Origin of the sequence: Citrobacter sp. MGH110 (genome assembly GCF_001037515.1) — a bacterium.
In the GTDB taxonomy this organism is placed as follows: domain Bacteria; phylum Pseudomonadota; class Gammaproteobacteria; order Enterobacterales; family Enterobacteriaceae; genus Citrobacter; species Citrobacter portucalensis.
In genome coordinates, this window is record NZ_KQ089830.1 from 1,500,853 (window position 1) to 1,523,331 (window position 22,479).

The window sequence follows — 22,479 nt, forward strand, 5'->3', positions numbered from 1 at the left end:
GATGAAGGTAGGGAAAAACAATTCAAATAATAAACAAACAACAAAAAACCCTTAAGTCTGCTTGTTGGCAGGCTTAAGGGTTCCGGCCCCATCCGGCGCTTATCTCCGGCACTCATATTGGCTTAGCTCTTGAAGGGGCGATAAGAAGAATCTCATACACCGATTAGTTTTTTTTAACACTAATTGCGGTTTGACTCTTTTATAAACGCGTTCAATCACATATTTAACGCTGTGCCTCACTGAGCGTGTCCAGCAGCAGGCGTAGCCCTGCGGGTTGATGTTCACGCGAAAGGTATAAACCATAAATCGGCAGGCACTTAGGTTGAAGTTCTGGCAGTAATCGAATTAGCTTTCCCTGCTCCAGCCCTTCCTGCGCCTCCAGCTCTGGCACCAACGCGATCCCCATTCCGGCCACCGCCGACTCGCAGAGCAGCGAAGAGATCCCTGCACTCAAATTCCCTTTGATTGCAACGGAGACAGGCTGCCCCTGAGGATCCAAAAAGTGCCAGGATTGTCCGGCAAAACCGCTGTAGTACAGGCAATTGTGCCGTGTGAGATCGTCGATTGTCTCAGGCGTGCCATGATGATGCAGATAATCTGCAGACGCGCAAAGAACCGATTTACAGTCGCCCAACCGACGGGCAATAGTCCCTGGCTCTGGATTATCCGTTATGCGGATCGCCACATCGATGCGTTCCCCCACAAGGCTTACCGGTTGATTATTGATCTCCACCTCAATACGTAATTGCGGATATTGCGCCATAAACGTCGGCAGAACCGGAGCAAGAATATGCATCGCGGTAAAATGGGCGCAGGCTACACGTAGCGTGCCGGAGGGAATTTGCGCGGCACTGGCGGCACCAATATCCAGCGAAAGTTGCGCCAGAGAACGTGTTTTCACTAATGCCTCTTCACCCGCTGGCGTGATCGTCAAGCGACGCGATGAGCGATGGATAAGCCTTGCGCCTGCCCATTTTTCCATCTCGTCGAGATAACGACTGACCATCGGACGGGAAAGCCCCAACGCACGCGCGGCTGCGCTCAGGCTACCCAAATCACAGATATGGTTGAATACCATTGCCGCCATCACTCTGTCCATTGTTCCCATCCGATCGTTTTATGAAACTCAGCATGTCCTAATGAGGGAATTCTAACAGATCCGAATATCCTTAAAATACGGGAACTATCAAAAGACAATTTCCTGCACAAGGTTACCTGGTATGAAAGTTAAAACTCTGGCCCTGCTGTTACCTCTGTTTGCGTCTTCAGCTTTCGCCGCGCCGCTACAGCTGGACGTCTATAATCCACAGGATAAGGCTATTTTCCCGGTTTCTTCGACGCTGGTGTCTGGCCCAAAAGAGGCGATTTTGTTTGACGCCCAGTTCAGTACCAAAGATGGTGAACAACTGGTGCAAATGATTCGCGCCAGCGGTAAAACGCTGAAGGCTATCGTGATCACCTCCGGCGATCCGGATTTCTATTTTGGTTTGCAGCCCATCGTTAAGGCCTTCCCACAGGTAAAAGTCCTGGCAACGCCGCAGGTGGTAGACCATATCCGCGCTACCAAAGAGGCCAAGCTGCAATTCTGGGGCCCGCAAATGAAGGACGGCTCGCCAACATCGCTTACCGTTCCGCAGGCGACTACGCAAACGCAGTTCACGGTTGATGGCGAAACGCTGGAACTGCGTCACGCCAACGATTATGCAGCGTATATCTGGATCCCGGCGAATCGAGCCATTATTGGCGGCACAGGCGTGGCTTCAGGTATTCACGTCTGGACGGCGGATACACAGTCTGAACAACAACGTAGTGCATGGCGTAGCGTACTGAGCGAAATGCAGAGCTTACAGCCCACTCAGGTGGTCCCGGGTCATTACATTGGCGACCGCCCAACCGGTGATAAAGCTATTCGCTTCACCCAGGACTATTTGCAGTCGTTTGAGCAGGCGCTAGGGGCGAAGAAAGGATCGGACTATGTGATTAAAACCATGACGGCAGCATGGCCAGGCCTTGCAGACGTAAGCTCGCTGGAACTAAGTGCGAAGGTTAATAGCGGCGAGATGAAGTGGTAATGAAGATTTAAGGCAAAAAATAACCCCGAACGCGTGTCGGGGTTTCGTTACGATAAGCATACCGGAATCAATGAACGCCCATGCGCCAGGCAAAATAGATCTCTTCTTTCAGTTCAGTGGAAGAGAGCGCCAACAGATCTGCAAACTCCAGCTCAAGCTGTTTCAGCCTTTTCAGGTACTGAGCCGGTGAAAGATCGGTTTTATCACGACGTAAAAATTCTATTGCCAGTTGGGCAGGGTCTAATTGGGTAGACATATCATCCTCGCTTGTGTTCAAAACCTGCACAGTATAACACCATTCCCTGTGCAGATAATGACCAAAAGCAATATGCATCACAAAATTGCGGTCGTCAGACGCGACGTGCAGCACAATCGACCCTGCTCATCGAAGATTTCTATTTGCCACACCTGGTGACGAGAACCTGTATGTAACGCGCGACATACGCCCCTGACGAGCCCTTCCCGTGCAGAACGGATATGGTTGGCGTTGATCTCCAGGCCCACCACTTTCTGCTCACCCTGAGTACACAAGTAGCCAGCTACCGAACCAATGCTTTCCGCCAGCACCACGGATGCGCCGCCGTGTAACAACCCAAAGGGTTGTTTGGTGCGATGGTCCACTGGCATCGTAGCTTCCAGCGTATCGTCGCCAATGTGCACAAAACGAATATCGAGCAACCCAACCATATTTCCTTCACCCATGGCATTGAGAGCCTCGAGTGTGACTTCACGTTTCCAGATCATCCTATAATCTCCAGCAGTGCCTGTAATGGGTGGCGAACGCCCGTACCTTCAACGCGTTTAACCTGGCTGCGACAGGAGTACCCTGTAGCCAGACAACGGTTACGTGGCAATCGTTGCATTGCCTGGTGCCATGATAACTCATAGATACCCAATGAGTTTTGGTGATTCTTCACTTCGTGACCGTAGGTGCCCGCCATACCACAGCACCCCACGCTGACGTTCTCCAGCTTTGCGCCAAAGCGAGCAAAAATAGCCGCCCATTGTGCAGGCGCGCCCGGTAAAGCCGTCACTTCGGTACAGTGGCCAAAGAAGTACCACGGTTCACCGCCAACAGCGACTGACTGCTGTGTTTCCACAGCTTTTGATAACCATTCGTTGGCCAGCAGCACATGGAAATCACCCCGCTGTTCTCCCAGCACCAGCTTGTATTCATCGCGATAACAAAGCACCAGCGCCGGATCAACACCCACCATCGGAATATTCAGCTTCGCTACCCGGTTAAGAAACTCGGATGTCTTTTTCGCCGTTTTGGCAAAACGGTTTAAAAAGCCTTTAATGTGCTGCGCCTTGCCATTTGGCGAAAACGGCAGCAGTACCGGCTGCATACCCAGTTTTTCTACCAGACGTATAAAATCAGCGACCACCTGCGCATCGTAATAGCTGGTGAAAGGGTCCTGCACCACCAGCACCGTACGGGCTTTTTGCTCGAGGCTGAGTAATTCGAGCTGTTCCAGCGTCATATTGGCGGAACGATGCCCAACAAGTTGGCGTTGCAGCGACGGCGCAGACAATAGCGGTAAATCAACCATTCCAATGTGCTTTTTAGCCAGATTTCGCACCAGCGGCTGATTGATGAAGAAGTTAAACGTTTTAGGCGCCCGCGCCATTAGCGGTGCATAGCTCTCAACGGTCGCCACCATATGATCGCGCAACGGGCGCAGATAACGCGTGTGGTACAGCTGCAGGAAGCGTGAGCGGAACTCCGGCACATCAATTTTAATCGGACACTGTGTGGAACAGGCTTTACACGCCAGGCACCCTGACATCGCCTCTTTTACTTCGTGCGAGAAATCGTATTCGCCCTTGCGTGCATGCCAGCTGTTGCGGGTACGGGTAATCAGCGTGCGTAAACTGGCGCGTTTCTCCGGTAGCTCTTTTTCCAGTTGCACAGGATCGATCCCGCGATCGGCCAACAGACGCAACCACTCACGTACCAGCGTAGCTCGCCCTTTCGGAGAATGGATACGGTTAAGGCTGATTTTCATCGACGGACACATGGGGCTTTTCGCATCGAAGTTAAAGCATAACCCGTTGCCATTACACTCCATTGCCCCACGCCACTCCTGGCGTACGGCCAGCGGGATTTGACGGTCATACGTTCCGCGTTTCACCGCGTCCACTTTCATCATCGGCGCATCAACGTCTTCCGGTGGACAGATTTTGCCGGGGTTGAGCCGGTTTTGCGGATCAAACACCGATTTCACTTTGCGCAGTTCACGATACAGTTCATCACCGAAAAACGCCGGACTGTATTCCGCACGGAAACCTTTACCGTGTTCACCCCACAACAAACCGCCATATTTTGCCGTCAGCGCGACGACATCATCGGAAATGCGTTTCATCAGCACTTCCTGCTGCGGGTCGCACATATCCAAAGCCGGCCTAACGTGCAGCACGCCAGCATCCACGTGGCCGAACATGCCGTAACTCAGACCATGGCTGTCGAGCAGCGCGCGAAACTCGGCAATATAGTCAGCCAGATGCTCCGGAGGAACGCAGGTATCCTCGGCGAACGGAATTGGCTTCGCGGAACCTTTTGCATTGCCCAGCAGACCGACAGCCTTTTTGCGCATGGCGTAAATTCGTTCGACGCCCGCCAGTTCGGTACATAGCTGCCAGCCAATGACGCCCGCTTCCTGGCGAGCGATTAACCCATCCAGGCGTTCGCAGAGTGCGCTGACTTGCGAATTAATCAAGGTTTCGTCGTCACCGGCAAACTCGACAATATTCAGGCCCAGCATCTCTTTATCCGCGACATCGGTAATCAGTTCGCTTACCGAGTGCCAGACGATGTCTTCACGCGCCAGATTGAGTACTTTGGAGTCGACGGTTTCTACCGACAATGCGCGCGCTTCCACCATCACCGGCGCGTTACGCAACGCCGAATCAAACGAATCGTACTTAACGTTAACCAACTGTCTGACTTTGGGCAGTGGCGTGATATCAAGGCGGGCTTCGGTGATAAACGCCAGCGTACCTTCAGAGCCGGTAAGAATGCGGGTTAAATCAAATTCGGTCATCTCATCGTTAAAGACGTGCCGCAGATCGTAACCCGTCAGGAAGCGATTAAGTTTCGGGAATTTATCCATGATCAGCTGTCGGTTATCACGACAACGCTCATAAACGGTCTTATAGATACGGCCAATCGTGGTATTGCTTTTACCCAGCATTTCGGCAAGCTCGACCGGCATGGGCTGGGTATCCAGAATATCACCGCCCATCAGCACCGCACGGATGCCCATCACATGATCGGAAGTTTTACCGTAAACCAACGATCCTTGCCCGGACGCATCGGTGTTGATCATCCCGCCGAGCGTTGCCCGGTTACTGGTGGATAATTCCGGGGCAAAGAAATAGCCATATGGCTTCAGAAACTGGTTGAGCTGGTCTTTTATCACCCCGGCTTCTACCCGCACCCAACCTTCTTGCGGGTTGATTTCAATAATCCGGCTCATATAGCGGGACATATCAACAATAATGCCCTGGTTCAGCGCCTGACCGTTGGTCCCGGTGCCGCCGCCGCGCGGGGTAAAAATCAACGACGAGAATAGCGGTTCTGCCGCCAGACGGGCGATTAGCGCCACATCTGCGGTTGAACGAGGGAAAACGACAGCATCAGGAAGCAGCTGATAAATACTGTTATCCGTCGACATTGTCAGACGATCGGCATAGCTCGTTGCCGTATCACCCGTGAATCCTTGCTGCTCCAGCGCCTGCAAAAAATTGAGCACCAGCTGAACGACACCTGGCGCCTGAGAAATTTGTGGAATCATTATAGTGACCCTTTCCTGCGGTCTGTGTTGTGAATTTAATCGTTTGCGTGTTGCTTTGTTTGTTGTATCACATTTTTTTCTAATACGCTCAGCAGATTTACAGGCAGAATCCGCCTGTTCAAAACCGCTGAAATTGCTCATCATTATAGAGTGTGATTAACGTGTTCACGTCGCGTCAACGTTCTGGCGCAAAGACAAAGGTGAAAAGTATTTATGGTAAATTTCCGTCAGCCCAGGGATATTGCACAAGTGCTGCTATCGGTGCTGTTTTTAGCCATCCTGATTGTGGCCTGTCTCTGGATTGTTCAGCCCTTTATCCTCGGTTTTGCCTGGGCAGGTACGATTGTCATTGCGACCTGGCCTATCCTGCTACGCTTACAAAAATTGCTCTGGGGACGTCGTTCACTTGCCGTACTGGTGATGACACTGTTGTTAGTGCTGTTGTTCATCATCCCTATCGCGCTGCTGGTTAACAGTATCGTCGATGGCAGCGGGCCGCTGATCCATGCCGTAACCGCAGGTGATATGACGCTACCGGATCTGGCTTGGTTGAACAGCATTCCACTGGTGGGTGCCAAAATGTATGGCGCATGGCACAGTTTACTGGATATGGGCGGTTCGGCCATTATGGCCAAGGTTCGTCCTTATATCGGTACCACCACCACCTGGTTTGTCGGTCAGGCCGCGCATATCGGCCGCTTTATGATGCACTGTGGTCTGATGCTGCTGTTCAGCGCCCTGTTGTACTGGCGCGGTGAACAGGTCGCATTAGGTATTCGTCACTTCGCTTGCCGTCTTGCCTCAAAACGTGGCGATGCTGCCATTCTGCTGGCCGCGCAAGCCATTCGCGCCGTCGCATTGGGCGTTGTGGTCACCGCTCTGGTGCAGGCAGTGCTCGGGGGAATTGGTCTGGCGGTAACCGGCGTGCCTTACGCCACACTGCTGGCGGTATTGATGATCCTGTCTTGTCTGGTGCAACTGGGGCCGTTGCCGGTGCTGATTCCGGCCATTATCTGGCTGTACTGGACGGGTGATTCAACCTGGGGCACGGTTCTGCTGGTCTGGAGCGGCGTAGTCGGAACGCTAGATAACGTTATTCGACCGATGCTGATTCGTATGGGTGCCGATTTGCCACTGATCCTGATTCTCTCCGGGGTCATCGGCGGACTGATTGCCTTCGGCATGATTGGTCTGTTTATCGGTCCAGTAGTGCTGGCCGTTTCCTGGCGTCTGTTCTCCGCCTGGGTAAACGAAGCCCCTGCGCCAGGTACCAATCCGGATGAAATCCTCGAAGAAATTGCTGAAATCGAACGCAATAAGTAATCCAACATCAGGCGGCAGCGCCGCCTGATTGTTTAACAATACTAATCAATCCTCCCTCTTTCGGGATTAGACCCAACCTCGCCCTTCTTTAAATAATCATTTGTGTCGCAAATTCTTTACAGTTTTTAAACTATTGAGATGAATCTGATCGACGTAAAAAATCACGATGCCTACTATTAGCACATGGCTTTAGATCAACACATTGATTTATAAGCATGGAAATCCCCTGAGTGAAACAACGAATTGCTGTGTGTAGTCTTTGCCCAACTCCCACGTTGGGCTTTTTTTTCGTTTAAAATCAGGGATGTCGTGCAATTGTAAGTATCCCGCATAATCGCGCCATTCACATTTAGAGATCCTCCTGCATAATCACTCTGCCAACAAAGGAGATCGCTATGCGTAAAGCCCGTTTTACTGAGCATCAGATCATTGCCGTAATTAAATCGGTTGAAGCCGGACGAACCGTTAAAGATGTCTGCCGGGAGGCCGATATCTCTGAAGCCACCTACTACAACTGGAAGTCCAGATACGGCGGCATGGAGGCTTCTGAAATTAAAAAGATCAAGGATCTTGAGGACGAGAATCGGCGTCTCAAACAGATGTTTGCCGACCTGAGCCTTGAGAACCGGGCGCTGAAAGACGTTATCGAAAAAAGCTTTAAAACCAGCCTTTAAGCGTGAGCTGGCCACTCATCTGATAACGATATTTGGACTCAGTATCCGTCAGGCCTGCCGGAGTCTGAACATGAGCAGAACGGTTTACCATTACCATCCGGATACCACGCGTGACGAACCCGTTATTGTCGCGTTGCAGGCAGTGGCAGAGCGATACCCACGGTACGGTTTTCCAAAACTTTTCCAGGTTCTGCGGCGGCAGGGATACCCGTGGAATCACAAAAGGATCCATCGTATTTATTGTCTGCTGAAGCTGAATTTTCGCCGTAAAGGCAAACAACGGTTGCCGGTGCGTAATCCCTCGCCACTGGCCACACCGGAAGCGCTGAACCAGAGCTGGTCTGTCGATTTTATGCCTGATGCTCTGGTCTGTGGCCGTCGTTTTCGCACGTTCAATGACGTTGATGACTTTAACCGTGAGGCATTGTCGATTGAAGTCGATCTGAATCTGCCAGCTTTGCGCGTGGTCCGTGTACTCGACAGGATCGCGGCTATCCGGTCATGCTACGCATGGATAATGGTCCGGAATTTATCTCACTTGCACTGGCTGAATGGGCAGAGCAACATGCAGTAAAACTGGAATTTATTCAGCCGGGTAAGCCGACGCAGAACGCTTTTATTGAGCGTTTTAACCGAACATACCGTACAGAAATACTCGATTTTTATCTGTTCAGAACGCTGAATGAAGTGCGGGAAATCACGGAAAGATGGGTGTCAGAATATAACCGTGAACGCCCGCATAAATCACTGAACAATATGACGCCGGAGGAATATCGGCAACACATTCATTTGGCCGGGATCTCAAAAAATGCCTGGAACTAAAACGGGTCTATTTACATAACCATTATTATATTAAAAGAATAAAGCGAGTTAGAAATTGAAATGTACAATACAGGCTACACCTGAACGCTGAAAAAAGAAAAGGGAATAGAAAACTCTCTATCCCCTCCTAAGTAACACCACCTATTCTCTCAGCGATTAATCCTCAGCGTAGCAAGGTTTATCTATCATTGCTGGATAATCAATTTTATTCATTTTTATTACACATGTCTTATTCTGACCATTTATTGCAGGAAAGAACAACCTAACCATTTTACCAGCAGTGTTTTTAAATCTTAGATGCCTGTCAGGTATGACATTAAAGTCAGTGGAATCTACAAGAGTTAACACATCATCCCCATAGTTCAACCTGCAATCTGTATTAGAGACACACTCACAAACCATAGAAGATAAAGTGTTATTTCCACCTAAGCTAAAGTGTAAAATGTGCACACCCTGTCCTAATATTTCATACAGTGGATTAATCCGCACAGAATCACCTACAAAATACTTCTTAAAGATATTAGCCATATCATCCCTGCTTATTGTTAACAGTATTGTTAATTACAATTGGATTAGCTGTATTAGTTGCTACATGCGGAGTGTTCAGAGCATTAGCATTTGGGTTGTTAACATCTGCCATAGTATTGATGGTTATGTCCTTGTCCAAATCCCATGCACTACCCTGTGCAAAGTCCAGAATCAAACCAAGAGGCGTTATTAGGTTCCCCCATAGCCAACCATTCAGATTATCGTTGATAGTGCCTGTAGTGGGCTGTGATGCATCTGTACGCTGCAAAGTAACCACATATGGAGCATCACCACGCTTTAGCGTCACCGTCGCAGGGGCTACGCCTTGCGCTACCTGTTCCCCATCATCGTTCTTTATGGTGTACATTGCTGGTGCATTAGTTTTGATTTGCACCTTCTGACTCTTGCCATCCATAATGGTACAGCAGGCAGACAGAGAGGAAGTAATAAGTAAAGCAGCCACTACTTTATTTAAGTTCATTTAATCATTTCCCTGAATAATTTCAGTGTGATGCAGTAAACAGATAACTCTGCATTGAATTATTAATACTAAATAATGCCCTATAAGGAAGAAACTTCCCCATAGAGCACTAAGCCCTAACCAGCAAAGAAACAATAATAAAAAGACACTCACTATAACAATTCAATATCAATTTAATTTATTACAAGTCACATCAGAATCACTGTGTCCCACATCGTTTACAAGAGCAGAAAAATCGCTTGTTAACTCATTCCAAAACATAGTAAAGGCTGTTTTGATACCATCAGGGCTATCTCTAAACACCCATAAACCATATGGCAACTCTAATAGTGGATGTTTATTTTCAGTGATAACTACAGACATAAAAAGACTCCTATCATCACTAAATTTACCAAAGAAAAAAGTATTAGTGAAAAAATCACTTTCTACTGATGATTGAGTAAGCCTCTCACCATCAACACCTACAGACTCTGGATAATTACGCATATTAAGCGTTAAAGAATCAGGTGTTGATGTAGTTGGGCTTTTGTGTTCAGTCCCCGTACAAATGGCTGTATTAATAGTTTCTTTAGAATCACACCCACAAAGAGCCAACACAATTAGCCCCATTACAATATTTTTCTTCATAATTAACTCACAACTGAATAGATAGAATAATTAAAGCTCAAAGAAATTAGCGTCTATGCCTCAATTCCTCTAGCCATTCATCAAAGCCAACTACAATAGCCAGGGTTCTATTGAGAACCCCCACCAGCAACACCATCTATAACGCTCTCTATCGCTCTGTAACGGGCTAAGGCTTACCCCCTAGCTTCTGCACTATCCAGCTTATCTAAAACGTCCTGAACGCCCTGCTTGAGCGTGTCAACCTGCTGACCTTCCATTGCCCCTAACCAATCATCAAGATTAAGAGCTTTCATCTGCTCCTCTGCTTCTCGCTCTATCTGCTCCATCTGCTCTTGCTTGAATCGTGCAAGTACAAGACTCTTAGCATTTGCAACATCAGCAGGGCTAACCATCTTTAACAGAGCATCATAGAAATAACGCTCACCCTTGCTAATGGTGAACACTTCTTCACTCTGCTTAACAGCCACAGGAGCAGCCTGTTTAGTTGTCTTAGCAGCTTTCAGCCCTAACCAGTTCTGTAGCTGTGCATAGGCAACTTTTCCACCTATATCTTCCACAGCCTTTACTATGTCATTAATGGTAATTTTCCCTTCATCAAGCAAAGGCTTTAGCTTTGCAGCCTCAGCTGCACGCTGCTCAGCAGGAACAGAAACATCTTTATCCCTAAACGCTGCACTTGTAGTAGCTGGCTTTGGTGCTGGCTGATTCTCTAACCAAACCCACGCCCTCCAGTTGCCAAGAGTTTTAAGATTGGCTGCTTGTTAATCAACTCTGTTTTATTGGTCATTACACTTTCCTCACATTAAGTACATTGAAGGGGCTACATATAAATAGCCCCAATATTAGTTATTAAGCTTGCCTGTCAATTTCAGAAAAAGATGAAAACACCCTTCCCATAAAATCAGATTGAGACATATCATTTAAACGCAAAATGCTTACATCCTTAGCTATTTCATAAGCAGCTACGCATTGCTCATCTATATCATCGCCACACTGATTAATAAGGCTGGCATACACAGAAAGCTTTTCTGGAGCGATGCGTGTAGAATCATTATCCATCAAAATAATAACAACAGATAAAACCTTAGATATTGCCTTGAACATTTTATTTACCTCTGTATTAACCCCCCCATGATTGGGGAGTCGCATTAAGCTCTTACAGGCTGCAGGGGTCAATATAGGCACTAAAAAGAACAGCACAAATACATTAAGTGGTGATGCATTATTATTCCCTGACCATTATTTGTTACTCGAAAATACCGTTTAAATACATACGGTTAGAATCGGTATGTGTTACGGTGTTTAACATACAAATAATATGTAAGGATGCTTTGCATTATTCAGTGTAATTATTGCTAATTGCGCGATAGAACAGCACTTAATAATAGTCACTATAGCTACACAATTATTAAGGAAAATTAGCAGAAAACCCTTATCGTGCAAGTGCTTACAGTGCTTTTGCACTGGACACTGAAAGAAAGAAATAAACATCACTCACTTAATCATTATGGGTAAAAGTAAGCATGCAAAGTAGAAACACTGCAATCATTGCACACGGCTCTTTAGCTAACGGCTCATTGCACAGGCTATTAACAGAGCTGTAGTGATGGTTAATAACGGATAACAACTTGTAATACACAAGTAATACATGGATGTGTATTAGTTGATAGTTCTAGCTCTTGCCACATAAGGATGTATGTAGATGGGGGTAAACTACACATCCGAACCGACAAACCCTGTTCTTACTATGACATTCTGTAAGAGATTCTAAGTAGTGTAAAAACAAAGGGTAGAATTGGGTGGGTTATTGATAGACACGCTTAGGGTGCAGTTGAAGGAAGCGGATTGTTAACATTGCACAACGTGCTGTTGCCTTCGCAGGCTCTGTCGTTTGAAAGGCAATCTCTATCGTGTTTTTGCCGTGCCGTTGACGCCACAAGTATCCTTTCTTTACGGAGTGCTGCAAGTGTGCAATTTTTGTGTTCATAGCTAAGCCTCATGATCTCTAGATTTTCACTGTAAGCCTCGTTATCTCTGGTTACCCATTTCCCACTGTGGGCTTTTTTTTCCTTCACACAACCAATCCTCCAGCCTTTCCGGGCAACACACCCCCTCTTCCTTCGGCGTACAACAAATAATATTGCACAAAATACTGTGACTCTCTTCAAGCCGAAATATCCACAGCAATGTTATTACTATTCCACCGTCTTTTATGAAGTGACCAAATAATGAACGCATTAGAACTACAGGCGATCCGCCATATTTTTGCTATGACGGTGGAAGAAAGCGCCAGTTATATCGCGCGCGATAACAATGTTGCCGCCTGGCAGCAATGGGAAAAGGGTGAAAGAGAAATTCCAGAAGACATCATCCGCATTTGTTCAGAAATGAAAGCAAGGAGGAAGTTAAGAATTAATGCAATTATCGACAAAATAAATAATCGTATCGGTAATAACACCATGCGTTTTTTCCCCGATCTGAACGCTTTTCAGGCGGTTTATCACCACGATGGTTTTCTCGACTGGAAAATCTATCAGTCGGCTGCTGTTGAACTCTATGCTCACGATCTCGAGCGTATGTGTTAAGAGATTGCAACGCCATACCTATTTAGCCTCTTCGCTGAGTAACTCATTATGAAAAACACCTATTTCTCCACTGCGATAGGGCTGTACCTAAATTACCTGGTGCACGGCATGGGGGTCATTCTGATGAGCCTCAATATGTCTTCGCTGGAACAACAGTGGCAAACCAATGCTGCGGGCGTCTCGATTGTTATTTCCTCACTCGGTATCGGCCGCTTAAGCGTTTTATTAGTGGCAGGGATGCTTTCCGATCGCTACGGTCGCAGACCATTTATTATCCTTGGTATGACCTGCTACCTGATTTTCTTTATTGGCATCATCAATACTCACAGTATTTTTCTTGCCTATGCTTTTGGTTTTTTAGCAGGAATGGCAAACAGTTTTCTCGATGCCGGAACCTATCCCAGCCTGATGGAGGCATTCCCCCGTTCCCCCAGCACAGCCAATATTTTGATAAAAGCCTTCGTCTCCAGCGGTCAGTTCCTGCTGCCGATGATCATCAGCCTGCTGGTGTGGAGCGAACTTTGGTTTGGCTGGTCCTTCCTGCTGGCGGCTGCCGTTATGATACTCAACGGCGTGTTTTTGTTTCGCTGTCGGTTTCCGCCACACCCCGGGCCTCATACCGTCATCCTGGCACAACCTGCTGAACGAGAAACCGCACAACCTGAACATCGTTGCTCCCTGCTCGACCTTGCCAGTTACACCCTATACGGCTACATCGCAATGGCAACATTTTACCTGGTAAGCCAGTGGCTGGCGCAATACGGACAGTTTGTCGCAGGAATGTCCTATACGTTATCTATCAAACTGTTAAGCATTTATACCTGCGGCTCTCTACTGTGCGTGCTGATCACCGCCCCGCTGGCGCGAAAAGCAGAACGCGCGACATCGATGCTGATGCTGTATACGTTTATCTCATTTGTCGCACTGCTGATGGTTTGTCTGCATCCGACACCCTACGTGGTCATTATCTTTGCGTTTGTCATCGGTTTTTCTTCCGCTGGGGGCGTTGTGCAAATCGGTTTAACGCTCATGGCCGCACGCTTTCCGCATGCGAAGGGCAAAGCGACCGGGATTTACTACAGCGCGGGCAGCATTGCGACCTTCACCATTCCATTGATAACAGCAAAACTCTCAGAAACCAGTATTGCTCACATCATGTGGTTTGATACTGGTATAGCCGCTGTTGGGTTCCTGTTGGCGTTGTTTATTGGTTATCGCAGCCACATCGCGTCAAAGCATCAGCTAAAAATGATACAAGCCGTAGAATAGCGTGGATGCAATATTGTTCCCCCCTTCTGCAAAATAATTGGCATATGTTTTAAAACATCAACAAAACACCGGCTGGCAGAGTTCAATTTCACAGTGTGTTATGCAATATACCTGGTAACTTAAACGCCATGCTATGTAGGCTCTGTGGCTGCTGCCCGGTATATTAATTACAAGGTCGCCGCAATTTAAACAATATCGACGAGCACAGAACAATTTTAAAATCCGCAAGGAGTTGTGAAAATGTCTCAAAGCAAGACCTTTAATACGCCATTTCTTTTGGCGATAACCTGTATTTATTTAAGTTATTTCCTACACGGCATTAGCGTCATTACACTGGCGCAAAATATGACCTCTCTTGCAGAAAAGTTTTCCACCGACAATGCAGGAATTGCCTATTTGATTTCAGGCATTGGTCTGGGACGACTGGTGAGCATATTATTCTTTGGCGTGCTCTCAGATAAATTTGGTCGTCGGGCTATCATTCTGTTAGGGGCTATTCTTTATATACTGTTCTTCTTCGGTATTCCCGCCAGCCCTAATCTGATGATTGCCTTTATTCTGGCCGTTTGCGTTGGCGTGGCAAACTCGGCACTGGATACCGGTGGGTACCCGGCGTTAATGGAATGCTTCCCTAAAGCCTCTGGCTCAGCCGTTATCCTGGTGAAAGCTATGGTCTCGTTTGGGCAGATGATCTACCCCATCGTCGTCAGCACCATGCTGCTCAACCATATCTGGTACGGTTATGCGGTCATTATCCCGGGTGCGTTGTTTGTAGTCATTACCCTGATGCTGCTAAAAAGTCGTTTCCCCAGCCAGATGGTGGATGCCGGCATCGCGAAAGATCTGCCACAGATGAACAGTAAACCATTGGTCTGGCTGGAAGGTGTGGCATCCGTCATGTTTGGTGTTGCTGCCTTTTCGACTTTTTACGTCATCGTGGTCTGGATGCCGAAATATGCGATGGCCTTTGCTGGCATGGCAGAATCCGACGCACTGAAAACAATCTCTTACTACAGTATGGGTTCGTTGGTCTGCGTATTTATCTTTGCCGCACTGTTGAAAAAATGGGTACGACCTATTTGGGCAAACGTATTTAACGCCGGACTGGCAACCATCACCGCAGCCGTGATCTATTTATACCCATCTCCGCTGGTATGTAACGCCGGTTCATTTCTCATTGGATTCTCTGCCGCTGGCGGTATTTTACAGCTCGGTGTATCGGTGATGTCAGAGTTCTTTCCCAAGAGCAAGGCCAAAGTCACCAGTATTTATATGATGATGGGTGGCGTAGCCAACTTTATTATCCCATTAATCACCGGATACCTCTCTAACATTGGTCTGCAATACATTATTTTGCTGGACCTTGCATTTGCTCTGTTGGCTTTTGTCACCGCCATCATCGTCTTTATTCGTTACTACCGCGTATTTGATATCCCCAAAAATGATGTGCGGTTGGGCGAGCGTTATTTTCAATAAATTGTTTAGAAGGAGTATTAAATGGACGTAACTGCAAAATATGAACTGATTGGTTTGATGGCCTACCCTATCAGACACAGTCTGTCGCCTGAAATGCAAAATAAGGCATTAGAAAAAGCGGGATTGCCATTCACTTACATGGCATTTGAAGTTGATAACTCAACGTTTGCTAATGCCATTGCCGGGCTGAAGGCCTTAAAGATGCGGGGTACCGGGGTCTCAATGCCCAACAAGCAGCTGGCATGTGAGTATGTTGATGAATTAACGCCTGCAGCCAAGCTGGTCGGCGCAATTAACACTATCGTCAATGATGATGGTTACCTGCGCGGTTACAATACCGATGGCACGGGCCATATTCGTGCAATTAAGGAAAGTGGTTTCGATATCAAAGGTAAAACCATGGTACTGTTGGGCGCAGGCGGTGCGTCGACGGCTATTGGTGCACAGGCAGCGATTGAAGGCATCAAAGAAATTAAACTCTTTAACCGCCAGGATGAGTTTTTTGCCAAAGCGCAGGAGTTTGCCAAACGCGTCAATGAAAACACCGACTGCGTGGTCACCGTTATCGATCTCGCCGATCGCCAGGCTTTTGCTGACGCACTTGCCAGCGCAGATATTTTGACCAACGGCACTAAAGTCGGCATGAAGCCGCTGGAAAATGAATCTCTCGTGACCGACGCTTCCCTGCTGCGTCCGGAACTGCTGGTAACCGAATGCGTCTACAACCCGCATATGACCAAATTATTGCAGCAGGCACAAAGTGCTGGTTGCAAAACAATTGATGGTTACGGCATGTTGTTGTGGCAAGGGGCTGAACAGTTCAAGCTCTGGACCGGGAAAGATTTCCCACTGGAGTATGTGAAACAGGTTATGGGTTTTGCCGCCTGACGGGCAAGCATTTGTACAATAGTTAAAGGGTAATCAATGAAAACCGTAACCGTAAAAAACCTCGTTATTGGCGAGGGTGCGCCGAAGATCATTGTCTCGCTGATGGGTAAAGACATCGCCACGGTAAAAAGCGAAGCGCTGGCCTATCGCGAAGCGGATTTCGACATTCTGGAATGGCGCGTAGACCATTTCGCCGATGTCTCTTCCATTGAGGCGGTGTTGGAAGCTGCGCGCACCATCCGCGATGTGATGGCTGACAAACCACTGCTTTTCACCTTCCGTAGCGCCAAAGAAGGCGGTGAACAGGCTCTGTCTGTCGAGCACTATATTGCACTTAACCGCGCGGCGGTAGACAGCAGTCTGGTGGATATGATCGATCTGGAACTGTTTACCGGTGACGAACTGGTCAAAGCGACCGTCGAGCATGCGCATGCGAAAAATGTCTTTGTGATTATGTCCAATCACGATTTTCATAAGACACCAGCCGCGGAAGAGATTGTCCAGCGCCTGCGTAAAATGCAGGAACTTGGTGCAGATATCCCGAAGATTGCCTTGATGCCGCAAAATAAAACGGATGTTCTGACGCTGCTTAGTGCCACGCTGGAAATGCAAGAACGCTATGCCGATCGCCCGATAATCACCATGTCGATGGCTAAAACAGGGGTGATTTCACGTCTGTCTGGTGAGGTTTTCGGTTCAGCGGCAACCTTTGGGGCAGTAAAAAAAGCCTCCGCACCAGGACAAATTTCGGTCACCGACCTGCGTACTGTATTGACAATATTGCATCAGGCTTAATTACAGATATATCCATATAAATATCAGTAATGCCCTAGCCCAGATATTCGTCTAACCACGGATATCTGGCCGGTAATTAAGCGTTATTAAATAACTCACAATATTATTGTCGAATATAGCGACAGGTAGTCGCACGCATATAATCTGGAGTTCACATGAAATTTTCAAGGCCAAATCGTATAGATGGTCGGGTACCCGTATTATCCGCTGCAGATGCAGTCAATTATATTCCTGATGAAGCAACGCTTTGTGTATTAGGTGCTGGAGGGGGTATTCTCGAAGCAACAACATTAATTAATGCACTGGCTGAAAAATATAAAAACTCACAGTTACCGCGAAATTTAGCGTTGATTAGTCCTACAGGTTTGGGTGACCGTGCCGACCGGGGAATTAGCCCACTGGCACAGGAAGGTTTAGTCAAATGGGCATTATGCGGACACTGGGGACAATCACCGCGAATCTCCGATCTGGCTGAACAAAATAAAATTGCCGCCTATAACTATCCTCAGGGCGTATTAACCCAAACCCTGCGTGCATCGGCGGCTCACCAGCCGGGGATCCTGAGTGATATCGGCATCGGTACATTTGTTGACCCTCGCCAACAGGGCGGTAAGCTGAATGAAGTGACCACCGAAGATCTGATCAAATTGGTGGAAATTGATAACAAAGAGTACCTGTATTACAAAGCCATTGCGCCAAACATCGCCTTTATTCGCGCCACCACTTGCGACAGTGAAGGCTACGCCACCTTTGAAGATGAGGTGATGTATCTTGATGCGCTGGTGATTGCTCAGTCCGTACACAATAACGGTGGCATCGTTATGATGCAGGTGCAAAAGATGGTGAAGAAAGCCACGTTGCATCCGAAATCGGTGCGTATTCCCGGCTATCTGGTCGATATTGTGGTCATCGACCCCGACCAAACGCAACTGTATGGTGGCGCGCCGGTTAACCGCTTTATCTCTGGCGATTTTGTTCTCGATGACAGCCAACAGACTGCCCTGCCGCTCAATCAGCGTAAACTGGTGGCCAGACGCGCCCTGTTTGAAATGCGCAAAGGTGCGGTCGGCAACGTTGGTGTAGGCATTGCCGATGGCATTGGCCTCGTCGCGCGCGAAGAAGGCTGTGCTGACGATTTTATTCTGACAGTCGAAACGGGTCCGATTGGCGGCATCACCTCTCAAGGTATTGCTTTCGGCGCCAACGTCAACACCCGCGCCATTCTGGATATGACCTCCCAGTTTGACTTCTATCACGGTGGTGGACTGGACGTGTGCTATTTAAGTTTTGCCGAAGTCGATCGCCACGGCAACGTCGGCGTACACAAATTCAATGGCAAAATCATGGGTACCGGCGGTTTTATCGATATTAGCGCCACCTCCAAAAAAATTATTTTCTGCGGCACGTTAACTGCCGGAAGTCTGAAAACGGAAGTTGCCGATGGCAAGTTAAATATCGTGCAGGAAGGTCGGGTGAAAAAATTCGTCAACGAATTACCTGAAGTGACTTTCAGCGGAAAAATTGCTCTCGAACGTGGACTTGATGTGCGTTACATCACTGAACGCGCTGTCTTTACGTTAAAAGCAGATGGTCTTCATTTAATCGAAATTGCACCGGGAGTCTCTTTACAGGAAGACATTCTGGACAAGATGGATTTCACGCCAATTATTTCGCCAAATCTGAAGCTGATGGACGAAAGATTATTTATCGATGCCTCGATGGGTTTTGTATTACCCGACGCCGCCAATTAAAAGGAGTACCCTGATGGACTTTTCTTTAACTGAAGAACAAGAACTGCTGCTTGCCAGTATTCGAGAACTGATTACCAGCAATTTCCCGGAAGAATATTTCCGTACCTGCGATCAGACGGCGACCTACCCGAAAGAGTTTATGCGTGCCCTGGCGGACAACGGTATTTCGATGCTGGGCGTTCCGGAAGAGTTTGGTGGCATCCCGGCGGATTACGTCACACAGATGCTGGCACTGATGGAAGTTTCAAAATGCGGCGCACCCGCTTTTTTGATCACTAACGGTCAGTGCATTCACAGTATGCGTCGTTTTGGATCCGCTGAACAGCTGCGTAAGACCGCAGAAAGCACCATGGAAACGGGCGATCCAGCGTATGCGCTAGCATTAACCGAACCGGGAGCTGGCTCCGACAACAACAGCGCGACCACCAGCTACACTCGCAAAAACGGTAAGGTCTATCTCAACGGGCAGAAAACCTTTATCACCGGCGCGAAAGAGTATCCCTATATGCTGGTACTGGCCCGCGATCCAGAGCCAAAAGATCCGAAAAAAGCCTTTACGCTGTGGTGGGTCGATTCGAAAAAACCCGGCATTAAGGTTAATCCGCTGCACAAAATCGGCTGGCATATGCTCAGCACCTGCGAAGTTTATCTTGATGACGTCGAAGTGGACGAAAGCGATATGGTCGGAGAGGAAGGCATGGGTTTCCTCAACGTCATGTACAACTTCGAAATGGAACGTTTGATCAACGCTGCACGCAGTACCGGTTTTGCTGAATGCGCCTTCGAAGATGCCGCCCGTTACGCCAACCAGCGCATCGCATTCGGTAAGCCAATTGGTCACAATCAGATGATCCAGGAAAAACTGGCGCTGATGGCGATTAAAATCGATAACATGCGCAATATGGTGTTAAAAGTCGCCTGGCAGGCCGATCAGGAACAGTCTCTGCGCACCAGTGCAGCGCTGGCAAAACTGTATTGTGCACGTACTGCAATGGAAGTGATTGATGACGCCATTCAGATTATGGGTGGGCTGGGTTACACCGACGAAGCACGCGTTTCCCGCTTCTGGCGTGATGTCCGCTGTGAACGCATTGGCGGTGGTACAGATGAAATCATGATTTACGTCGCGGGTCGCCAAATCCTGAAAGATTATCAGAATAAGTAAGCAGTAATGCTTGCCGGATAGCGCAAATGCGTTATCCGGCACGAGCCAGGTTAATCATATTTCTGGCATCAAACATTCCTGTTCTACAAGGTTATTTTTAAACTGCTTACGATAATCGCTGGGGGTACAACCCACATGCCGCTGAAAGAGTTTGGCAAAGTGATCGACATTTTCATACCCTACCCGCCAGGAAATTTCTGCCAACGAGGACTCCGTATTCGTCAGGGCAAATTTTGCCTCTGTCATTCGCCGCTGAATCACATAATTAATCGGCGAAATACGATACTCCTTAGTAAACTCGTGACAGATATAGCTCACGCTGGCACGAAATTTCTTAGACAACTGTTCCAGCGTAATTTTCTCTCGGAAATTGTTATTTAAATAAACCAACACATCTTTAATTAAGATATCTTTTTTAATATATCCCTGCTCAGAACGATAAGCATTTTTAAAGTTTTCGTAATATAAAACGGTTAATGCATAAGCGAAGGCGTCATAAGCGGAAGACGTCAGGTTATTCTTGCTCTGCGGGATCATAACACTCAGTTCATTAAAGATACTTTTAATAACCTCTTTGCCCTGGCTAACGCTAATAACCGGACACGAGTGCATCTGCAAGAGTTGGTTCTCCTGCCAGTCGTTGAAACGAAAGCCGTAGAGCGCACAGGTGTAAGTGGTTGCAGGTGCGCTGCTATCGGAAGCAACCGCATGTAACCGCCCTTGTTCTATCACTACGATGTCACCCGCATGTGCGACATACAGCGAAGAGTCGATAATTAGCCTTGCGACACCTTTTTTTACATAGATAAGCTCTGTTTCATTGTCATGAACATGATGACCCGACTCCCAGTTAGGATCATCACTGATGACGAATCGCGAAAATCTCGGGGTTTTTCCCTGTTCAAAAAGGGTCTCCATGGCATTATCAAAACAGCGTTGATACATGACAACCTCCACCGAAAGGCAGTAATTTTGCGGATAATTAATATCGAAAAGTAAAAACGATGAAGACGTTATACAACGTTATTCTGTCCAGGCGAAACAAAATTATTTGCGTCGTCTGCAAGATGACACCTCCAACTTCAGCACGCTGCTCGCACAAATTGTTTTTATTTTAAAATAACAGGAAAGTGTAAATGTTATTAAGTCAGCAATAATAATTTACACACCAGAAACAAAGTGCATGCAGAAACGGATAAAAATATGATCCATTTCTCAAAAAAACGTCTCGATTTTATTTCCATATTTATCACTTTAACACCCGACGTCGTCTTTACGTTCATAAACTCAGCATTCCTAAAGTCCTTTTTTTTGCAAGATTGTTGGGAATGAAAACAGATTGCCCCGTCGAAAACAGTCCCCCTCTGCCGCACACTATTTTCAGTCAATTTTCCCTACTGTTGATGATGTCACTCCCCGTCATCATCCACACGAGAATCACTGGAGATGCCATGAAACTAATAACCTGCTTTAAGTTGGTGCCTGAAGAACAGGACATTGTTGTTACCCCAGAACGTTCGCTTAACTTTGACCGGGCCGATGCCAAAATCAGTCAGTTTGATTTGAATGCAATAGAGGCCGCGACGCAACTTAGTGCGGAAGGTGATGAAATCGTCGCCTTAACGGTTGGCGGCTCGCTACTGCAAAACTCCAAAGTGCGTAAAGACGTACTGTCCCGCGGGCCGGACAGTTTGTTTATGGTGCAGGATCCCCAACTGGAGCATTCATTACCGCGAGACACGGCTCAGGCGCTGGCCTGCGCGGCCAAAAACATTGAATTCGACCTGATGCTGTTCGGCGAAGGGTCTGGAGACATCTACGCCCAGCAGGTTGGCTTACTGGTTGGCGAACTCTTACAACTTCCGGTGATTAACGCCGTCAGCAACATCCAACGTAACGGCGATCGCATTGTGGTTGAACGTACGCTGGAAGACGAAGTTGAAGTGATTGAACTGCCGCTCCCCGCCGTGCTGTGCGTAACCTCGGATATCAACACGCCGCGTATTCCCTCGATGAAAGCCATTCTGGGCGCAGGTAAAAAACCGGTCACACCGTGGCAAGCCAGCGATATTGGCTGGACACCTGCCTCACCGTTAGCAGAACTGGTGAGCCTCACCGTTCCGCCACAAACAGAACGTAAGCACATCATTCTGGAAAACGACTCAGCAGAAGCCATCGCCGAGCTGGCTGAGCATCTGAAAAAAGCCCTGAACTAAGCCCAACGGA

20 protein-coding genes, 1 other RNA gene and 1 pseudogene are annotated in these 22,479 nt (G+C 47.8%); 12 read left to right on the forward strand and 10 right to left on the reverse strand.

Going from position 1 to position 22,479, the window contains the following annotated elements; translation table 11 throughout:
* Positions 1-223: 223 nt before the first annotated feature.
* Positions 224-1,099: a LysR family transcriptional regulator gene (locus tag SK38_RS07110; RefSeq protein WP_048235485.1), complete on the reverse strand. Its 876-nt coding sequence runs from the start codon at positions 1,097-1,099 to the stop codon at positions 224-226.
* Between the two features lie 121 nt (positions 1,100-1,220).
* On the opposite strand from SK38_RS07110, the gene SK38_RS07115 reads away from it, so the two are divergent.
* Positions 1,221-2,072, forward strand: a complete 852-nt coding sequence (locus SK38_RS07115; protein WP_048235486.1) for a Vmh family MBL fold metallo-hydrolase — start codon at positions 1,221-1,223, stop codon at positions 2,070-2,072.
* A 67-nt stretch (positions 2,073-2,139) separates the two neighbouring features.
* On the opposite strand, the gene SK38_RS07120 is transcribed toward SK38_RS07115, so the two are convergent.
* The 3 genes from SK38_RS07120 to ydiJ form a co-directional block, all read right to left on the reverse strand.
* Entirely contained in the window at positions 2,140-2,328 is a 189-nt protein-coding gene (locus SK38_RS07120; protein WP_003030540.1) for a YdiH family protein, read from the reverse strand.
* 77 nt (positions 2,329-2,405) lie between these two features.
* Complete coding sequence (gene menI, locus SK38_RS07125; RefSeq protein WP_008784603.1) at positions 2,406-2,816, reverse strand: 1,4-dihydroxy-2-naphthoyl-CoA hydrolase; 411 nt, start codon at positions 2,814-2,816, stop codon at positions 2,406-2,408.
* Positions 2,813-5,869 carry a D-2-hydroxyglutarate dehydrogenase YdiJ gene (gene ydiJ, locus SK38_RS07130; protein WP_048235487.1) on the reverse strand — a complete coding sequence of 1,019 codons (3,057 nt, stop codon included), beginning with the start codon at positions 5,867-5,869 and terminating at the stop codon, positions 2,813-2,815. Before ydiJ ends, menI begins: the two co-directional genes overlap by 4 nt.
* A 213-nt stretch (positions 5,870-6,082) precedes the next feature.
* Here ydiJ and ydiK point away from each other — a divergent pair, with 213 nt between their 5' ends.
* The 3 genes and pseudogenes from ydiK (at position 6,083) to SK38_RS24690 (ending at position 8,688) form a co-directional block, all read left to right on the forward strand.
* Entirely contained in the window at positions 6,083-7,192 is a 1,110-nt protein-coding gene (ydiK, locus tag SK38_RS07135) for an AI-2E family transporter YdiK (protein WP_003832632.1), read from the forward strand.
* A gap of 183 nt (positions 7,193-7,375) precedes the next feature.
* Positions 7,376-7,483, forward strand: an RNA gene (rprA, locus tag SK38_RS23745) — antisense sRNA RprA.
* Between the two features lie 104 nt (positions 7,484-7,587).
* A pseudogene (locus tag SK38_RS24690) lies at positions 7,588-8,688 on the forward strand (IS3 family transposase).
* A gap of 156 nt (positions 8,689-8,844) precedes the next feature.
* Here SK38_RS24690 and SK38_RS07155 read toward each other — a convergent pair.
* From SK38_RS07155 to SK38_RS07170, 5 genes are all read right to left on the reverse strand, one after another.
* Positions 8,845-9,216: a hypothetical protein gene (locus tag SK38_RS07155; protein ID WP_048235490.1), complete on the reverse strand. Its 372-nt coding sequence runs from the start codon at positions 9,214-9,216 to the stop codon at positions 8,845-8,847.
* A 1-nt stretch (position 9,217) separates the two neighbouring features.
* On the reverse strand, positions 9,218-9,697 hold the full coding sequence (locus tag SK38_RS07160) for a hypothetical protein (protein WP_048235491.1): 480 nt from the start codon (positions 9,695-9,697) through the stop codon (positions 9,218-9,220).
* 168 nt (positions 9,698-9,865) lie between these two features.
* On the reverse strand, positions 9,866-10,324 hold the full coding sequence (locus tag SK38_RS24925) for a hypothetical protein (protein WP_156183246.1): 459 nt from the start codon (positions 10,322-10,324) through the stop codon (positions 9,866-9,868).
* Positions 10,325-10,497: 173 nt separating this feature from the next.
* Positions 10,498-10,926 carry a hypothetical protein gene (locus SK38_RS07165; RefSeq protein ID WP_048235492.1) on the reverse strand — a complete coding sequence of 143 codons (429 nt, stop codon included), beginning with the start codon at positions 10,924-10,926 and terminating at the stop codon, positions 10,498-10,500.
* A gap of 247 nt (positions 10,927-11,173) precedes the next feature.
* Positions 11,174-11,428 (reverse strand): hypothetical protein, encoded by a 255-nt coding sequence (locus tag SK38_RS07170; protein WP_048235493.1) that lies wholly within the window; start codon positions 11,426-11,428, stop codon positions 11,174-11,176.
* Between the two features lie 1,124 nt (positions 11,429-12,552).
* On the opposite strand from SK38_RS07170, the gene SK38_RS07175 reads away from it, so the two are divergent.
* The 7 genes from SK38_RS07175 to SK38_RS07205 all read left to right on the forward strand — a co-directional run bounded on the left by SK38_RS07175 (position 12,553) and on the right by SK38_RS07205 (position 20,253).
* Entirely contained in the window at positions 12,553-12,909 is a 357-nt protein-coding gene (locus SK38_RS07175; protein ID WP_048235494.1) for a YdiL family protein, read from the forward strand.
* A 48-nt stretch (positions 12,910-12,957) separates the two neighbouring features.
* Positions 12,958-14,178, forward strand: a complete 1,221-nt coding sequence (locus SK38_RS07180; protein WP_048235495.1) for an MFS transporter — start codon at positions 12,958-12,960, stop codon at positions 14,176-14,178.
* A 240-nt stretch (positions 14,179-14,418) separates the two neighbouring features.
* A complete protein-coding gene (locus SK38_RS07185) occupies positions 14,419-15,654 on the forward strand; it encodes an MFS transporter (protein ID WP_032943180.1) in 1,236 nt (411 codons plus the stop codon).
* A 21-nt stretch (positions 15,655-15,675) separates the two neighbouring features.
* Positions 15,676-16,542, forward strand: coding sequence for a quinate/shikimate dehydrogenase (gene ydiB / locus SK38_RS07190; RefSeq protein ID WP_003836604.1), 867 nt, complete (start codon positions 15,676-15,678; stop codon positions 16,540-16,542).
* Positions 16,543-16,578: 36 nt separating this feature from the next.
* Positions 16,579-17,337, forward strand: coding sequence for a type I 3-dehydroquinate dehydratase (gene aroD / locus SK38_RS07195; protein ID WP_048235496.1), 759 nt, complete (start codon positions 16,579-16,581; stop codon positions 17,335-17,337).
* Positions 17,338-17,492: 155 nt separating this feature from the next.
* Positions 17,493-19,088, forward strand: coding sequence for an acyl CoA:acetate/3-ketoacid CoA transferase (locus SK38_RS07200; protein WP_048235497.1), 1,596 nt, complete (start codon positions 17,493-17,495; stop codon positions 19,086-19,088).
* A 13-nt stretch (positions 19,089-19,101) separates the two neighbouring features.
* Positions 19,102-20,253: an acyl-CoA dehydrogenase gene (locus tag SK38_RS07205; protein ID WP_003832619.1), complete on the forward strand. Its 1,152-nt coding sequence runs from the start codon at positions 19,102-19,104 to the stop codon at positions 20,251-20,253.
* A gap of 54 nt (positions 20,254-20,307) precedes the next feature.
* Here SK38_RS07205 and SK38_RS07210 read toward each other — a convergent pair whose 3' ends face one another.
* Positions 20,308-21,198, reverse strand: a complete 891-nt coding sequence (locus SK38_RS07210; protein WP_032943176.1) for an AraC family transcriptional regulator — start codon at positions 21,196-21,198, stop codon at positions 20,308-20,310.
* Positions 21,199-21,704: 506 nt separating this feature from the next.
* Here SK38_RS07210 and SK38_RS07215 point away from each other — a divergent pair.
* Entirely contained in the window at positions 21,705-22,469 is a 765-nt protein-coding gene (locus SK38_RS07215; RefSeq protein ID WP_048235498.1) for an electron transfer flavoprotein, read from the forward strand.
* The last annotated feature ends 10 nt before the right edge of the window (positions 22,470-22,479 follow it).

What these genes read in the sequence shown, in the direction of transcription:
- SK38_RS07110 (WP_048235485.1), bottom strand. Translation starts at nt 1,099, where the DNA reads ATGGACAGAGTGATGGCGGCAATGGTATTCAACCATATCTGTGATTTG.
- SK38_RS07115 (WP_048235486.1), top strand. Translation starts at nt 1,221, where the DNA reads ATGAAAGTTAAAACTCTGGCCCTGCTGTTACCTCTGTTTGCGTCTTCA.
- SK38_RS07120 (WP_003030540.1), bottom strand. Translation starts at nt 2,328, where the DNA reads ATGTCTACCCAATTAGACCCTGCCCAACTGGCAATAGAATTTTTACGT.
- menI (WP_008784603.1), bottom strand. Translation starts at nt 2,816, where the DNA reads ATGATCTGGAAACGTGAAGTCACACTCGAGGCTCTCAATGCCATGGGT.
- ydiJ (WP_048235487.1), bottom strand. Translation starts at nt 5,869, where the DNA reads ATGATTCCACAAATTTCTCAGGCGCCAGGTGTCGTTCAGCTGGTGCTC.
- ydiK (WP_003832632.1), top strand. Translation starts at nt 6,083, where the DNA reads ATGGTAAATTTCCGTCAGCCCAGGGATATTGCACAAGTGCTGCTATCG.
- SK38_RS07155 (WP_048235490.1), bottom strand. Translation starts at nt 9,216, where the DNA reads ATGGCTAATATCTTTAAGAAGTATTTTGTAGGTGATTCTGTGCGGATT.
- SK38_RS07160 (WP_048235491.1), bottom strand. Translation starts at nt 9,697, where the DNA reads ATGAACTTAAATAAAGTAGTGGCTGCTTTACTTATTACTTCCTCTCTG.
- SK38_RS24925 (WP_156183246.1), bottom strand. Translation starts at nt 10,324, where the DNA reads ATGAAGAAAAATATTGTAATGGGGCTAATTGTGTTGGCTCTTTGTGGG.
- SK38_RS07170 (WP_048235493.1), bottom strand. Translation starts at nt 11,428, where the DNA reads ATGTTCAAGGCAATATCTAAGGTTTTATCTGTTGTTATTATTTTGATG.
- SK38_RS07175 (WP_048235494.1), top strand. Translation starts at nt 12,553, where the DNA reads ATGAACGCATTAGAACTACAGGCGATCCGCCATATTTTTGCTATGACG.
- SK38_RS07180 (WP_048235495.1), top strand. Translation starts at nt 12,958, where the DNA reads ATGAAAAACACCTATTTCTCCACTGCGATAGGGCTGTACCTAAATTAC.
- SK38_RS07185 (WP_032943180.1), top strand. Translation starts at nt 14,419, where the DNA reads ATGTCTCAAAGCAAGACCTTTAATACGCCATTTCTTTTGGCGATAACC.
- ydiB (WP_003836604.1), top strand. Translation starts at nt 15,676, where the DNA reads ATGGACGTAACTGCAAAATATGAACTGATTGGTTTGATGGCCTACCCT.
- aroD (WP_048235496.1), top strand. Translation starts at nt 16,579, where the DNA reads ATGAAAACCGTAACCGTAAAAAACCTCGTTATTGGCGAGGGTGCGCCG.
- SK38_RS07200 (WP_048235497.1), top strand. Translation starts at nt 17,493, where the DNA reads ATGAAATTTTCAAGGCCAAATCGTATAGATGGTCGGGTACCCGTATTA.
- SK38_RS07205 (WP_003832619.1), top strand. Translation starts at nt 19,102, where the DNA reads ATGGACTTTTCTTTAACTGAAGAACAAGAACTGCTGCTTGCCAGTATT.
- SK38_RS07210 (WP_032943176.1), bottom strand. Translation starts at nt 21,198, where the DNA reads ATGTATCAACGCTGTTTTGATAATGCCATGGAGACCCTTTTTGAACAG.
- SK38_RS07215 (WP_048235498.1), top strand. Translation starts at nt 21,705, where the DNA reads ATGAAACTAATAACCTGCTTTAAGTTGGTGCCTGAAGAACAGGACATT.